Origin of the sequence: Streptomyces sp. NPDC018026 (assembly GCF_044327745.1) — a bacterium.
Taxonomy (GTDB): Bacteria; Actinomycetota; Actinomycetes; order Streptomycetales; family Streptomycetaceae; genus Streptomyces; species Streptomyces rubrogriseus.
Genome location: NZ_JBIRFY010000002.1, coordinates 575,813 through 590,061, shown reverse-complemented (window position 1 = coordinate 590,061; position 14,249 = coordinate 575,813). Strand labels below are relative to the sequence as shown.

Annotated in this window: 12 protein-coding genes; 2 read left to right on the top strand and 10 right to left on the bottom strand. The window is 72.8% G+C overall.

The window, feature by feature from the left end; genetic code table 11:
* The first annotated feature begins 39 nt into the window (after positions 1-39).
* The gene (locus ACH4D3_RS08225) at positions 40-1,539 is read left to right on the top strand and encodes an alpha/beta hydrolase (RefSeq protein ID WP_398317919.1); all 1,500 of its coding nucleotides are present in this window, start codon (positions 40-42) and stop codon (positions 1,537-1,539) included.
* On the opposite strand, the gene ACH4D3_RS08220 is transcribed toward ACH4D3_RS08225, so the two are convergent.
* From ACH4D3_RS08220 to ACH4D3_RS08180, 9 genes are all read right to left on the bottom strand, one after another.
* A complete protein-coding gene (locus ACH4D3_RS08220; protein ID WP_398317916.1) occupies positions 1,527-2,204 on the bottom strand; it encodes a response regulator in 678 nt (225 codons plus the stop codon). The two genes, ACH4D3_RS08225 and ACH4D3_RS08220, sit on opposite strands and share 13 nt — an antisense overlap.
* Positions 2,201-3,478: a sensor histidine kinase gene (locus tag ACH4D3_RS08215; RefSeq protein WP_398317913.1), complete on the bottom strand. Its 1,278-nt coding sequence runs from the start codon at positions 3,476-3,478 to the stop codon at positions 2,201-2,203. Before ACH4D3_RS08215 ends, ACH4D3_RS08220 begins: the two co-directional genes overlap by 4 nt.
* 67 nt (positions 3,479-3,545) lie before the next feature.
* Entirely contained in the window at positions 3,546-5,624 is a 2,079-nt protein-coding gene (locus ACH4D3_RS08210) for an MMPL family transporter (RefSeq protein WP_398317910.1), read from the bottom strand.
* A gap of 147 nt (positions 5,625-5,771) precedes the next feature.
* Positions 5,772-6,923, bottom strand: coding sequence for a hypothetical protein (locus tag ACH4D3_RS08205; RefSeq protein WP_398317907.1), 1,152 nt, complete (start codon positions 6,921-6,923; stop codon positions 5,772-5,774).
* Between the two features lie 99 nt (positions 6,924-7,022).
* Entirely contained in the window at positions 7,023-8,003 is a 981-nt protein-coding gene (locus ACH4D3_RS08200; protein WP_398317904.1) for an SCO2521 family protein, read from the bottom strand.
* 1 nt (position 8,004) lies between these two features.
* Positions 8,005-8,970, bottom strand: a complete 966-nt coding sequence (locus tag ACH4D3_RS08195; protein ID WP_398317901.1) for an SCO2522 family protein — start codon at positions 8,968-8,970, stop codon at positions 8,005-8,007.
* Positions 8,967-9,884 (bottom strand): SCO2523 family variant P-loop protein, encoded by a 918-nt coding sequence (locus ACH4D3_RS08190; RefSeq protein ID WP_398318935.1) that lies wholly within the window; start codon positions 9,882-9,884, stop codon positions 8,967-8,969. Before ACH4D3_RS08190 ends, ACH4D3_RS08195 begins: the two co-directional genes overlap by 4 nt.
* 2 nt (positions 9,885-9,886) lie before the next feature.
* Positions 9,887-11,731, bottom strand: a complete 1,845-nt coding sequence (locus ACH4D3_RS08185; protein ID WP_398317898.1) for an SCO2524 family protein — start codon at positions 11,729-11,731, stop codon at positions 9,887-9,889.
* A gap of 83 nt (positions 11,732-11,814) precedes the next feature.
* Positions 11,815-12,588, bottom strand: coding sequence for an SCO2525 family SAM-dependent methyltransferase (locus tag ACH4D3_RS08180; protein ID WP_398317895.1), 774 nt, complete (start codon positions 12,586-12,588; stop codon positions 11,815-11,817).
* Positions 12,589-12,836: 248 nt separating this feature from the next.
* On the opposite strand from ACH4D3_RS08180, the gene ACH4D3_RS08175 reads away from it, so the two are divergent.
* Positions 12,837-13,391 carry a GNAT family N-acetyltransferase gene (locus ACH4D3_RS08175; RefSeq protein WP_398317892.1) on the top strand — a complete coding sequence of 185 codons (555 nt, stop codon included), beginning with the start codon at positions 12,837-12,839 and terminating at the stop codon, positions 13,389-13,391.
* Here ACH4D3_RS08175 and ACH4D3_RS08170 read toward each other — a convergent pair.
* Positions 13,388-14,083, bottom strand: a complete 696-nt coding sequence (locus tag ACH4D3_RS08170; protein WP_398317889.1) for a TerB family tellurite resistance protein — start codon at positions 14,081-14,083, stop codon at positions 13,388-13,390. The two genes, ACH4D3_RS08175 and ACH4D3_RS08170, sit on opposite strands and share 4 nt — an antisense overlap.
* Positions 14,084-14,249: the final 166 nt, after the last annotated feature.

The following is a 14,249-nucleotide window of genomic DNA, read 5'->3' as shown; positions in this document are numbered from 1 at the left end:
CGGATGTGACGGCCCCCGGGCTTCGGCGAGGCTCCTCGCATGACGCAACGCAAGCGAAGCAAAGGCATCCGCAACGCCGCCATCGTCGGTGTGTCCACCGCCCTCCTCGGCGTCACCGCACCGGTGACCGCCTCCGCGACGAGCACGAGCGGGCCCGAGCCCCTCACCTGGTCCGCCTGCGAGGGCACCGGGCTCGACCCCCGGCAGGAGTGCGCCACCCTCGACGTGCCGATGGACTACGCCGACCCGGACGGTCCCCGTGTCGAGATGGCCGTCTCCCGCATCCCCGCCGAGAAGCCGGACGCCCGCCGCGGGGCCCTGCTGCTCATCGCCGGCGGGCCGGGCGGGTCGAGTCTGAACGACCCCTCGGGAAAGGGGCAGAAGCTCCCCCAGGACGTCCGTGACACCCACGACCTCATCGGCTTCGCGCCGCGCGGCCTCGCCCCGTCCACTCCCGCCGACTGCGGGCTGGAGTACGGCGATCTCGCCACCTCCAGGCTCCGCCCCTGGCCCGCCCCCGACGGCTCGGTGGACGGGAACATGACCACCGCCCGGCGCACGGCCGACGCCTGCGCACGCAACGGCGGCGAGCTGATCAAGCACCTCAGCACCGCCAACGAGGCCCGCGACATCGACCGCCTCCGGGCCGCGCTGGGCGAGCGGCGGATCTCCGCGTGGGGCGTGTCGTACGGGACGTACGTCGGGGCCGTGTACGCGCAGTTGTTCCCGCACCGCACCGACCGGATCGTGCTGGACAGCGTCGACAACCCCGACCCGGCTCTGGTCAACCGCGCCTGGCTGGCGGCGCACGAGCGGGGGGTGGAGGACACCTTCCCGCACTTCGCCGCGTGGGCGTCGAAGCCCGGCAACCCCGACCGCCTGGCGGACCGGGCCGCCGACGTGCGGCCGCTGTTCCTGCGGCTCGCCGCCCGGCTCGACCGGGAGCCCATCCCGTGGCCCGGGGCCAATCCCGAGGAGCTGAACGGCAACGTGCTGCGCCAGACCATGCTGGACAGCTTCGCCGCCCCCGGCCGCTACCCGACGCTCGCCAAGCTGATGCTGGCCGCCCGGCGGGGCACCGTGCCGCCCGCGCCCCAGGCGCCGCCCGAGGCGGTGCTGCAGAACGTCACCGCCGTCGGGGCCGGTGTCCTGTGCAACGACGTCGCCTGGCCCCGCACGGCGGCCGCGTACGAGAAGGAGGTGGCCGAGAGCCGCGCCGAGTACCCGCTCACCGCCGGGATGCCCCGCAACGCGATGCTCTGCGCGGCCTGGCCGTACCCGCCGCGTGAGGCACCGGTGCGGATCACCGGCCGCGGGCCGTCCAACGTGCTGCTCGTCCAGAACGCACGGGACGTCAACACCCCGCTCTCCGGCGCCCTGCGGATGCGGGAGGCGCTCGGCCGGCGCGCGGTCATGGTGACCGTGGACTCCACCGGGCACGACTCCTACCTGGCCAACGGCAACGCCTGCGGGGACGCCACGGTCTCCCGCTTCCTGGCGACCGGGCAGCGGCCGGGCTCGGACGTCTACTGCGACTGACCCGCGCCCGGCGTCACCAGGCCCGACTCGTAGGCCACGATCACGAGTTGGGCCCGGTCCCGCGCCCCCAGCTTGCCCATGATGCGGCTGACGTGGGTCTTCGCGGTGAGCGGGCTCAGGCCCAGGGTGTCCGCGATCTCCGTGTTGTTCAGGCCCCGGGCCACCAGGGCGAGGACCTGGCGCTCCCGGTCCGACAGGCAGTCGGGGCCCGATCCGGACGACTGGAGGGCCGACGGGCTGCGCAGGAAGCGCTCGATCAGGCGGGCCGTCGGGCCGGGCGAGAGGAGGGCGTCGCCCGCCGTCACCGTGCGGATGGCGTCCAGGAGTTCGGCGGGCTTCGTGTCCTTGACCAGGAAGCCGGAGGCGCCCGCGCGCAGCGCGTCCACGATGTTCTCGTCGGTGTCGTAGGTGGTGAGGACCAGCACGCGGACCCCGGCGAGATCCTCGTCGGCGGCGATCAGCCGGGTCGCCTCGATGCCGTCCAGGTCGGGCATCCGTACGTCCATGACGACCAGGTCGGCGCGTTGGGCGCGGGCCAGCTCCACGGCCTGGCGGCCGGTACCGGCCTCGCCGACGACCTCCATGTCGGGGGCCGACGCCACCAGCAGGGCGAACGCCGCGCGGACGAGGTTCTGGTCGTCCGCCAGCAGCACGCGTATCGTCATGCGGTTCTCTCCGAGGTCAGGGGGTCGGCAGGGGGCGGGGCGGGGGTCGGCAGCACGGCCGTCACCTCGAAGCCGGCGGCGTCCCGGCGCGGTCCGGCGTCGAGAGTGCCGCCCACGCTGCGGGCCCGCTCGCGCATGCCGACGAGGCCGAAGCCCGGGGTGCCCGCCGGGTCGGGTCCGGTGCCGTCGTCGGTGACGGACAGCCGCAGGGCGCCCCGCTCGGCGTGCACCGCGACGCGGACCGACGGCTTGGGCCCCGCGTGGCGCACGGCGTTGGTCAGCGCCTCCTGCGTGATGCGGTAGACGGCGGCACCGACCGCGGGCGGGACGTCGTCGGCGCGCACCGACAGCTCCACGTCCGCTCCGGCGAGCCGGGCGCTCTCCGCCAGGTCGGGCAGCCCGCTCAGGCCGGGCAGCGGGCCGCGGGCGTCGGGCACGCCCGCGGTGTCCTGCGCCCTGAGCACCTCCAGGGTGGTGCGCAGTTCGCCGCGCGCCGAGCGGCAGGTCTCGGCGATGTCGTCGAGTGCCTTGGCGACGGCCTGCCGGTCCAGGCGTTCGGGGTCGGCGGTCAGGACGTGGGCGGCGACCGAGGTCTGCACCCCGATGAGGGTGATGCTGTGCGCCAGCAGGTCGTGCAGGTCCCGGGCGACCCGCAGGCGTTCCTCGGCGACGCGGCGCCGGGCCTCCTCCTCGCGGGTGCGTTCGGCGCGTTCGGCGCGCTCGACGATGGCGGCGACGTACTGGCGGTAGTACCGGACGTCGATGCCGCAGAAGAGGATGGCGATGACCCAGCCCGAGATGCGGATCAGTTCGAGCGCCTGGTGGGTGTTGACGGTGAGCATGATGCTCACGGACACGGTGAGGACCGCGATGCCGGTCAGGATGGTGCGCAGCGGGCGGCCGGTGACGGCCAGCGTGTAGAGGGCCACGTAGGAGGCGGGGCTCACGGCGGTGTGGTTGTTGTCCATCGCGTGGTACGGCCCGGCCACGGCGACCAGCACCGCGAGCACCAGCAGCGGGTGGCGCCGCCGCCACACGATCGGTATGTGCGCGGCGACCAGCAGCGTCCAGCCGAGCGCGTCCGGGCGGCGGCCGTCGTCGGTGAACAGCGCCAGGCAGACGGCGCCGAGCAGGAGGGTTCCCGCGAGCACGGCGTCGTTGCGGGTGCCGTGCTCGGCCGTGCGCGGGTCGCGGTTGATCGCGGCGATGATCCGCTCGGGCCTGCGGGGCCGGGCGGTCCGCCCCCGGTTCGTCGCTGTCGTGGTTGCCTGCACCCGTCCATACTCCGCGACGGGCGCGCCCCTCCGGGAGGGGAGGGGCGCGCTCCGGTCGCCGGGCACGTCAGACACCGACGGGCTCCCGTACGTCGTCCGGTGCGGGCCGGCCGGGTTCCCGGGACAGCCGTCCCGGCCACCACACCCGGCGTCGCAGGGCGACGCTGGCGCTGGTGACCAGGTAGGTGCGGACGAGGAAGGTGTCGAGCAGGACGCCGACCGCGATGACGAAGCCCAGCTCGACCAGCTGCACCATCGGCATGCTGGTGAGCACGGCGAAGGTGGCGGCGAGGACCAGTCCGGCCGAGGCGATGACGCCGCCGGTGGTGCGCAGCGCGGACAGCGCCGCCTGGGTGGGTTCGGCGCCGTTCAGGGACTCCTCGCGCATCCGGTGCATCAGGAAGATGCCGTAGTCGACGCCGAGGGCGACCAGGAAGACGAAGGAGAGCAGGCCGAGCCCGGGGTCGGTGCCCTCGAAGCCGAAGAGGGGATCGAAGACGAGGCCGCCGATGCCGAGGGCGGCGCCCCACACGGCGACGACGGCGGCGACCAGGATCAGCGGCGCGACCAGCGAGCGCAGCAGCACCGTGAGGATCAGCAGGACCGAAAGGAGCACGATCGGTACGACGATGGCGGTGTCCCGGGCGTTGGTGTCCTCCAGGTCGATCTGCTCGGCGCTGGGGCCGCCGACGTAGGAGCCGTCGAGCCTGTCGCGCAGGGACTCGATGGTGGCGGTCTCGGCGGCCGACTGGGGCGGCGCGGAGGCCAGTACGGTCAGCTCGGTCCAGCCGCCGCCGCTGCGGCCCGCCTCGGCGCTCTTCACGCCGCGGGTGTCGCGGATCTCGGCGAGCGCGGCGTCGGCGCGGTCGGTGGGGCTGATGACGCTGATCGGCTGGGTGCCGCGCTCCGGGTAGGCGTCGGCGAGGGTCTCCATCGCGGCGATCGCGTCGGGGCGGGTGGTGAAGGAGTCCTCCTGCTTGAGGTTGCCGGGCAGGGCGAAGGCGCCCAGCGCGAGCGCGCCGAGCAGGACGGCGCCGCCCACCAGGACGGTGCGGGGGCGGCGTTCGGCGGAGCTGCCCATCGCGGCGAACAGCGACCGGCGGGCCTTGGGGGTGCTGCCGTAGCGGGGCACCAGCGGCCAGAAGACGCGGCGGCCGAGCAGGACCAGGAGCGCGGGCAGCAGGGTCAGCATGGCGGCCAGCGCGCACAGCACGCCGACGGTGCCGAGGGGGCCCATGCCCCGGCTGGAGTTGAGGTCGGCGGCCAGCAGGCACAGGAGTCCGGCGGCGACGGTGCCGGAGGAGGCCAGTACGGCGGGTCCGCAGCCGCGCAGGGCGGCGACCATGGCGTCGTACGGCCGCTCGATGCGGCGCAGTTCCTCGCGGTAGCGGGAGACCAGCAGCAGCGCGTAGTCGGTGCCCACGCCGAAGACGAGGATGGTCATGATGCCGCTGCTCTGGCCGGAGACGGCGGTGCCGAAGGTCTGGTTGAGGCCGTAGGCGACGCCCATGGAGAGGTAGTCGGCGAGTCCGGCGACGGCGAGCGGGACCAGCCACAGGAAGGGGCTGCGGTAGATGAGGATCAGGAGGAGGGCGACCACCGCGGCGGTGGTGTAGAGCAGCGGGCCGTCCAGCGAGTTGTAGACCTCGGAGGCGTCGGTGGCGAGCGCGCCGGAGCCGCCGACCTCGACGCCGAGCCCGTCGCCCCCTTGGGCGATGTCCCGTACGTCGTTGACGAGGGCGTCGCGGGCCTTCTCGTCCGTGCCGGGCTCGGTGGAGGCGACCGGGTACATGAGGGTGGTGCCGTCCTTGGACGGGATGCCCGCCGGGCGGCCGGTGAGTTCGTGCGCCGCGGCTATCTCGGCGACCTGCCCGGCGGCGGTCTCCCGGTCGGCGGCGGTCAGTCCGGCGTCGCGGTGGTAGACGAGGACCATCTCGGTGGCCTCGCCGCCCGGCAGCCGCTCCTGGATCTTGGCGACCTGCGTCGAGTCGGCGCTCACCGGCAGGTAGTCGACGGCCCGGTCGCGCTGCACGTCGCCGAGTTTCGCCGCGAACGGCGAGGCGATCGCCAGCACGGCGATCCACAGTCCGAGCACCAGCCAGGGCACGGCCCGTCGCCGTCCCGCGCCTGTCGTTGTGGCCCCCATCTGACGGGCCTCCCTCCGGTGGATGTCTGGGTGGGTCTCCAGACTTCCGCCGGCGGGGCGCCGACGCGTCGGGCGTGAGGGCGAGCCTTCGGCTACTGCCCGGGGAGACGCGGGGCCGTCGCTACTCCCCGGGGAGTACGGCGGCCCTCAGGCCTGGTCGACCACCCACTTGCCGTCCTCCTCGTCGTCGACGCGCACCTCCAGCTCGCGCAGGCCCATGCCCGCGTCCCAGAGCTCCCGGAAGCGCTTGAGCCGGTCCCGTACGTAGTCCTGGCGCGCGGTGAGCCGGGTGCGGACGTTGACGTCCCGCAGGTCCTGCTCGATCTCGAACGACACCTCCTCGTCGTAGAGGATGAAGTCGTTGGTGGTGCCGCGCTGGAGGTGCGGGGGCAGTTCCGGCAGGACCGCCACGCGGACGTCGATGCGGCGCAGCTCCTGCTCCTCGCACAGCCGCAGCAGCCGGTCGTCGAGGTCGCGGGCGCTCTCCAGCAGGAACAGGCGGCGTACCGCGACGCCCTGTTCGTCGATGGCCGCCTGCTGGGCGTCGAGGTAGCGCCCGGCGGGCTCGCTGTTCCAGAACTGCCGGTCGACGGAGGTGCTGGTGGCGAGGATGGACTGCTCGGCGGCCTTGGTGAGGGTGAGCATCCAGTCGTGGTTCTCGCCGGGGCACTCGGCGCTCAGGTTGGTGAGGTCCGCCATGTGGCCGACCACCCGGGACATCTCCAGGTGGACGAAGGTGTGCAGGATGGAGGGGCTGGGCAGCAGGACGTCGGCGAAGCCCTTGGCCAGGTCGGGCACGCTGTCGATGCGGACCGGGTCCAGCGTGCGGGCGGCCTCTGCGGGCCCGTGGTCGACCTGGGCGACGTGCGTCTCGACCAGCTGTTTGACGTCCTCGGTGTGCCGGGTCAGGCCCGACTTCAGCTCGGTGTCGTACCGGCTGAGACCCTCGCGTACGGCGGCGGTGTTCTCGGCGAGGGCGTCCTCCACCCGGCGGGTGTGCTCCTCCAGCCGGGTGTGCTCGTCCGGCCGGGTGTGCTCGTCCGGCCGGTCCGGTGCCGGGCGCGGGGCCAGGCCGAGGACGTACTGGACGGCCAGCGCGGCGGCGGCGCAGAGCACGGCGGCCACGAACTGCCGCAGGGTGCCGTCGTCCGGGTCGAGGAGGGCCGCGACGCTCCAGAAGAGGCCGCCGACGACCAGGGCGACCAGCAGCATGCGGGCCCAGGGGGACTCGCCCCTCGGGTCGATCGGGTTGGTCGTACGGGGCGTGTGGTCGGGTCGGGGTGACTGTGCCGTGCTCATCTCGCTCTCTCCCCCCGTTGGGATACACGTCGGATCGTGCGGGGATGTGTGTGCGGTGACGGGCGTGCGGTGCTGCGCGTGCCGGACGGCGGGGCTCGGTCAGGTGGCCGGTTCCACCTCCCGGTGGGCTGCGGGGATGGCGTGCAGGGTGAGCTGGTCGCGGATGCGCTGCACCAGGGCCTGCCACTGCCGGGTGAAGCCGGGACGCTGCTCCAGCGGGTCCCACAGCGCGGCCAGTTCGCGGCCGACCCGGGCGCCCGGCATCCACAGGTGCAGGAGGTGGTCGACGGCCGGGCGCAGGGTCCGTACGACGGCGCCGGCGTCGTGGGCGGCCCCGGCGCCGAGTCGGAGGCCGTCGAGCATCCGGACGACGGTGGTGAGCAGCCAGTCGTGCAGGGCCAGGTCGTCGCAGAGCGCGGCCAGTTCGGCGCCGCTGGTGCCCTCGGGCACCCGCAGGCGGACGGTGCGCAGTTCGTCCTCGGCGAGGGTGAACCGTTCCAGGGAGGGGCCCTCGCCGGGTGCCGCGGGCAGCGCCGCCCAGCGCAGCCGGGTGGGGCGGGAGCGGAAGGGCGGGCGCTGGTCGAGCAGGGGGTGGCGCAGCACCCGGGTGAGCAGGGCGTCGGCGATGAGTCCGACGTCGAGGTCGCCGTGGCGGGGGCCGCCGAGGACGCCCTGGGCGACCGCCTCGTGCGGGAGCTTGCCGAGCGGTTCGACGACGCCGGGCCGCACCAGGTACTCGCCCCAGGGCCGCCGCTGGTCGGGTCCGGTGCCGGGCAGGCGGCAGTGCGCGGAGGTCTGCAGCACGCGGCCCTCGGTGAGCGCGGCGTGCGCGGTGACGGTGCCGACGGCGCGGATGCGGGCGCCGTTGGCGCTGGGCAGGGGGCAGTCGACGCCGGTGAGGGTGGCGGGGGAACGCGCGTAGAGGCCGGGGCGTTCGGAGAGCAGCACGCGTTCGTCGGCGCGCAGGCCGAGGAGCTGGGCGGCGGAGCGGATGTCGAGGGCCTGCCGGGCGGGCAGCAGACAGGTGCGGATCTCGCCGCAGGCGAGGACGGCGGGCGGGGTGCTCTGCCGCGGCGCCATGTCAGGGCCCCGAGTAGTACACGTAGGAGATGCGGTCGGCGACCGAGTCGGGGACGGGCATGCGTTCCTTCCCGGAGCGGTCGGCGACCTGCGCGAGTGCTCCCGGGTCGACCTCGATCTGGTCGAGGATCACGCGGACGGCGTGTTCGACGGGGAGGAAGCGGGTGGGCAGGACGGAGCAGGTGCGGTAGGCGGCGAAGGGGTCCGCGCGCTCGTTGAGCTTCAGCAGGGTGGGCAGTTCGTCCCAGCTGTCGGGGAAGCCGGTGGCGGTGTGCGGCTGGGGGGCGAGGACGGCCTCGCCCTCGTTGCGCAGGAGTCCGAGGCGGGCGAGCTGCCAGACGGCGGCGAGGAAGGGGCAGGACCACAGGCGCTGCCCGTCGGCGTCGTCGCTCCACAGCTCGACGTCGAGGAAGACGGAGTGGCGGCGGGCGGCGGTCTCGTGCGGCGGCTGCCAGGCCACGGCCCGCTTCATGGCCTGCGGGGCGCGGGCGACGGGGCTGCGTTCGCCGTTGGCGAGCCAGCCGGTCTGCGCGGCGGGCGGGCGCAGGCCGTAGCTGCCGGGGGGCGGCGACTCGACGATGCGGGCGGCCACCGCCTCGGCGACGGGCACCTTGCCGGTGACGGCGCAGCCGGACTCGCGGGCCAGGTAGTCGACGGTCAGTCCGGCCCGCTCGGCCTCCGCGAGGAGCATGGGGACGACCTCGGCGGGGGTGGAGAAGCGGGTGAAGTAGTCGTCGATGAGGAAGCAGGTGCTGATCCGGGCCCGCTTGCCGCCGGCCCGGGCGGTGGCGGCGGTGCGGGCCGCCTCCACCCAGGGCCGTACTTCGGCGAAGTGCGCGCGCAGCCGTTCGGGTCCGGCCTCGAAGTCCTCCATGTAGAGGTGGCCCAGCTCCACGGAGAGGTGGGCCAGCGGCACGGACTGGGTGCGCGGCTCGGCGGCGGTCTCGCGGAACACGGGCTCCGTCACAGCCGCCCCCAGTGGGTGTCGTCCGTCAGGCGCCGGGCGATCTCCTCCAGCGCCTCCAGGGTCTCCTTGTTCGCTATCTGGGTGGAGAGGACGTCTTCCTCGGTGATGAGCTGCTCCTGCCACTGGAGGATGGGTTCCAGGGGCACGATGCCCAGGACGACGCTGTCGCCGATGCGGTGCTCGGCGGCGAGCCGGCGCAGCGCCTCGTCGCACGCCTGCATCCAGGTGGCCTGGGCGGTGGAGCCCTGCGACCACAGGGGCGACTCGGGGTCGGGCACGGCGGCCCGCACGAAGCGGATCGCGGCGCGCAGGTCGTCCTCGTCGTGGCCGCGCTCGACGCCGCCGCCGATGATGCCGTGCTCGGCGTGGACGAGTCCGGAGGCGGCGATCACGTGCTGGCGGGTCCAGCGGTGGAAGACCAGCCAGCGGAAGGGGATGTTGCTCATCCGGGGGTGGGCGGTGGCGTCGAGGACCATGTCGACGGCGTAGCTGCGGCCGGCGCTGAGGTCGACGAAGGTGACGTCGAACTCGGCGTTGAGCTTGAGCAGCAGGTCGACGCAGCGCTCCAGGGCCTCCTCGCCGGTGGCGAACTCGCCGCCGCCCGCGTCGCCGGGGAACAGCACCAGGCGGCCGGACTGGTTGGGGCGGGCGCGCAGCAGGGGGTGCTCGGTCTGCCGCCAGACGTCGATGCGGACCGGTTCGGCGGTCTCGCCCTCCAGGTAGGAGTGCAGGCCGCGCTCCTGGGTGCCGCGCATGGCGCCGGGCACGTCGAAGACGGCGGCGGCGGTGGGTGAGCCGAAGTCGAAGTCGACGTAGGCCACGTGGTCACCGGTGAGGGCTCGCTGGTAGGCCAGGTTGGCGCTGGTCACCGAGCGTCCCGTGCCTCCCTTGTCGGAGGCGGCGAAGACCAGCACGCTCACACCTCCTGGGCGGCGGCGCCCCTGGCCTGGGCCAGGGTGTCGAGTTCCTGGAGCACGGGAAGGGCCAGGGCGAAGGCGGTCGCGGGCCGGTCGTCGACCAGGCTGCGGGCGTGGTCGAGGCGGCTCTCGATGCTCCGCATGGCCCTGGCTCTGCTGCCGTCGGCGGCGGCGGACGCCTCCAGTTGCTCCTTGCCGAAGAGGTGGGTGGCCTCGCTGAGCAGTTCCCGTGCGAACTCGGCGAGTTCGGGGCTGCGGATGGGCTGCTGCTCGTACAGGATGCGGGCGGCGACGAGGCATTCGGTGACGCGCTCGGTGATGCTCCAGGACATGCGCAGTCCGGCGTCCTGGGCGTCGGGGTAGACGGCCTGGATGTTGTCCCAGAGTCCGGCGCCCTCCTCCTCGTCGATGCGCCGCTTCCACAGGTGTTCGAAGGACTGCTCGGCGAGGCGGAGCAGCCGGTCCTGGGCGCCGATGTTCCGGGAGAGTTCGGCGAGCTGGATGATGCGCTTGAGGAGCTGGGCGGAGAAGTCGGTCATCCGCCACAGGAGTTGGCCGCCGGCGCGCTCGGAGCCGGCGAGCGGCATGGTGACGCCGGGGGTGTGCAGCAGGAGGGTCGGGTCGTTCTTGGTCATGCGGCTGGTGACCCGGCCCCGGTCGGCGAGGCGCTCCATGATGGCGACGGTGCGGGTGAGGTCGTCGTCGGTCGCCTTCCGGCGGACCAGGTCGTGGACGAGGATGGCCGCGACGGTCAGGGAGAAGTACTCGGACTCCAGGCGCAGGCCGGTGGTCTGCCAGGGCAGGTCCTCCAGGGGCCAGCGCTCGCCGCCGAAGCGGGCGATCGCGGACCAGTACTGCTGGCTCAGTTCCCAGCGCAGGCGGAGCATCTCGGCGAGTTTCTGCTGGTCCTCGTCGAGCAGGCCGAGGGTGAGGGTGCGGTCGGAGAACAGGTCCTGGATGCCGTCGAGGGCGACGACGGTGAAGTACACGTAGGGCAGCCGGTCGGCGATGCCGTCGGGCTGGCCGAGGACGTCGACGTTCAGGTCGGTGATCTGCGGGGCGTCCTTGACGATGCCCCAGGCCCAGCCGCACTCGAAGAGCTGGCTCTCGTCGCGGATGCCCTCGTCGACCTGGATGCCTCGGGACAGGCTCTCGATGATGGTGGCGCGCAGCGGGCGTAACCGGCGGGAGAACTGCTGGAGGACGATCCGGTCGGACTGTCCGCCCTGGCCGATGACCTGGATCAGCCGCTTGCCCTGCTCCGACTCGGCGTCGAAGACGTTCACGGAGAAGGAGCGCAGCAGGCTGACCATCGCGGAGGTCAGCCGGGCGTTGGTGGCCTCGCGCAGCTCGGTGATGGCCTTCAGGACCTCGGGGCGGGTGGTGGTGCCCTCGTAGACCTTGAGGAAGCCGAGGGTGGCCAGGCAGAGCGTGACGGACATGGAGTAGGAGTCGACCACGCCCAGCTGGCGCTGTTCGTGGCTGATCGTGCCGCCGGGCTCGGAGGGGCGGAAGTAGTGTCCGCCGGAGAAGGTGGGGCTGTCGTCCGTGCCGGTGTGGGTGCGCATGAACTGGGTCAGCGCGGCGATCAGGTTGGGCGGGATCTCCAGCCGGCTGCCGACCCGGTCGAGGGCGCGCAGGACGTCACGTTCGGTGGTGTCCGGCTGGTCGAGCCGGAAGGCGGGTACCTCGGTGGCCGGATACAGCAGGCAGAGCAGACGCTCGGCGTCCGCGACGCTGCTCAGTCCGTCGGTGTCCCCCCGGACCAGCTTCCCGTCGTCGAACGAATGACGGGCCATGGCCTGCCAGATGTCCAGCAGGTGCTGGCGTGGCTTGATCTGCATCCCCGCACCCCTCGTACAGACCTCGTTGCCTTGTGTTCGGCATGTCCCCGTTGCGATGGTCCCCGTTGAGCATGTCCCCGTTCCTACGGGGCGGCAATCGCCGAATTGCGCCGTCCCAGGGCGAGGAGCATTCCCTCGTGCCCCGGCCGCACCGAGTGGTGCAGATCGTGGATCTCCAGCTCCTGGGTGAACGGCTCCAGGCTCTGGCCGACCGTTTCCTCGTTCACCCGGTAGGCCGGGTAGTCGTGGGCGCCGACGCGGTAGCCGACGGACTCCTTCATGAAGGCGGCGGCGAACGGCGCCCCCTCGCCGAGCGCGTTCATGAAGCAGCGCACGCCGCGGTGGAACTCCTCGGGCGCCTCCGACATGGAGTCGGCGACGAAGAACATGGTCCCCAGCGACCAGCGCCGGTCCCCGCCCTCCAGGTCGAACAGGTTGCCGCGCTCGACCCGGACGATGTCGGCGACCAGCGGTCTCGGTTCTACGGCGGCGTAGGCGGGGGCCTCGCGCAGCACGTCCCAGAAGGGGTCCCAGGCGATGTCGTACCCGGCCGGGGCGACCTGCTTCTCCAGGTACTCGACGTTCGGGTGCGCGTACTCCAGCAGGAGCAGCTTCTCGCACCAGGGCAGCATGGACAGGGCCGGATACAGGTTCGCGCCGGCGCCGACGTCGATGCCGCGCGCGGAGCGCGGCGGCGCTCCCTCGAAGCAGCGGGTGAAGTAGTCGCGCATCAACCGGACGATCAGCAGGTCGACTTCGAGCGGTGTCCGGTAATTGTTGTCCACGTACACCTCTGGATCGAACTTCGACCAAGGCGCGTCGGCGTTGCGATCCATAGTCACCCTGCCACGTTCCATTCGAATTTGGACATATCCCCAGTACTGTTCACGTTAAGTGACGCGGCCACTACGGACCAGTGCGGGAATACGCCATCCTCATCCGCCCGGCGCACGTCGGGCGCATGGTCGCACACATGAACTCGCCCTTGCATGAGGGAAGTTGGACGCTCACTCTAGCCAGAAGCAGACACTGGCCGCCACATGAGTCCTTCACCCGACCGTGTGGGGCACGGATGCCCAAGAGTTGACGCAGACCAGGGGGTTGCATGACCGCCGAACCGCTGGAACGTTCCCTCGACCACGACCCGCTCACCCGGCCCGGACTGCCACCGGACGACCTGCCACTGGACCTGCGCACGGCACGGGAGTCCGACCTGCCGGAACTGCGGCGGCTGGACGAGGAGGTCTTCCAGGACTTTGCCTATCCCGGGTTCCTGCTGCGCCAGCTCTTCGACATGTACGAGGAGCACTTCCTGGTCCTCGACGACGGCACGGGCAGGCTGCGCGGTTACGTGCTGGCCGCCACCCGGACGCTCGGCACCGACAGCTGGATCCTCGGGCTGTGCGTGACCGTGGACCGGCGCCGCCACGGGCTGGGCCGGGAGCTGATGCGGGAGGTGCTGAGCCGGTTGCGCCGGGACGGCATACAGGTCGTCCGCCTCACGGTGGAGCCCGCCAACCTCGCCGCCATCTTCCTCTACCGTTCACTGGGCTTCCGGCCCGAGGAGCCCGACGGCGGCCTGCGTCCGGACTACTTCGGCCCGGGCGTGCACCGCCAGATCATGCGGCTGGACCTCGCGCCGGACCAGGGCCTGCCCTAGGAGGGCGTGCCCGCCGAGTCCAGGAGGCGGGTCACGTCGTCGGAGCAGATGGTCAGGGCCGCGCCGACGGTGGCCAGGGCGTCGCGTTCGGCAGGGGTGTAGGGGCCGTCCGCCAGGGCGATGCGGGCACCCTGCAGCAGGATCGACTCGCGGCCGACGGCGGCGAGGTGCGGTGCCAGCGGGTCCAGCGCCTCGTGCAGCTCTATCGCCAGGCCCGGCACGCACGGTTCGCCGCGGACCCGGCCGGTGTCCGCCTCCAGCGCCTCGACGAGCGCGTCCAGCTGCTCCTCGGTGCAGTCCTCGAAGCCCGCCGCGCGCACCGCGACGGTCGCGGTCTCCAGCGAGGTGCGGGAGCAGGTGCCGCCCGCGGTCAGGACCGCGAGGGCGACGGTGTGGACGGCGTCGCGGAGCATCGCGGAGAAGCGGGTGGTGGTCGGGTGGTCCAGGACGTCGGTGCCGTAGTGGCGGCGGCAGGCCGCGCACTCGACGGTCGGCGCGGACTCGCCGCGGGGCAGCACGGGCACGCCCAGCAGGGTGAAGCGGCGGCGGCCGGTGAGCCGCGCGTAGTTGCGGTCGCCGCCGCAGCCGGGGCAGAAGAACTCGCCGTCGCCGACGGGCGTCCACGCGGTGCGGGTGCCCAGGATGCGTGGCAGCCGGGCAGCTCGGCTGTTTCGTCCCCGTCCTGGCAGCACGTCGCACCTCCGTAACGGCGCGACAGCATCGTCGCGCTGGCGTGATGTTAGCCACATCACCGACGTGGAGTCAGTACCCAGGACGATACCTTTCCGTGACCATCACAGATATATGGCCGGTATATGACGGGGTCCCGCCCGCCGGTTTCCGGCGAGCGGGACCTCA

Excerpts from the sequence above, each read along its gene's own strand:
- ACH4D3_RS08225 (WP_398317919.1), top strand. The coding sequence starts at position 40 with ATGACGCAACGCAAGCGAAGCAAAGGCATCCGCAACGCCGCCATCGTC.
- ACH4D3_RS08220 (WP_398317916.1), bottom strand. The coding sequence starts at position 2,204 with ATGACGATACGCGTGCTGCTGGCGGACGACCAGAACCTCGTCCGCGCG.
- ACH4D3_RS08210 (WP_398317910.1), bottom strand. The coding sequence starts at position 5,624 with ATGGGGGCCACAACGACAGGCGCGGGACGGCGACGGGCCGTGCCCTGG.
- ACH4D3_RS08205 (WP_398317907.1), bottom strand. The coding sequence starts at position 6,923 with ATGAGCACGGCACAGTCACCCCGACCCGACCACACGCCCCGTACGACC.
- ACH4D3_RS08200 (WP_398317904.1), bottom strand. The coding sequence starts at position 8,003 with ATGGCGCCGCGGCAGAGCACCCCGCCCGCCGTCCTCGCCTGCGGCGAG.
- ACH4D3_RS08185 (WP_398317898.1), bottom strand. The coding sequence starts at position 11,731 with ATGCAGATCAAGCCACGCCAGCACCTGCTGGACATCTGGCAGGCCATG.
- ACH4D3_RS08180 (WP_398317895.1), bottom strand. The coding sequence starts at position 12,588 with ATGGAACGTGGCAGGGTGACTATGGATCGCAACGCCGACGCGCCTTGG.
- ACH4D3_RS08175 (WP_398317892.1), top strand. The coding sequence starts at position 12,837 with ATGACCGCCGAACCGCTGGAACGTTCCCTCGACCACGACCCGCTCACC.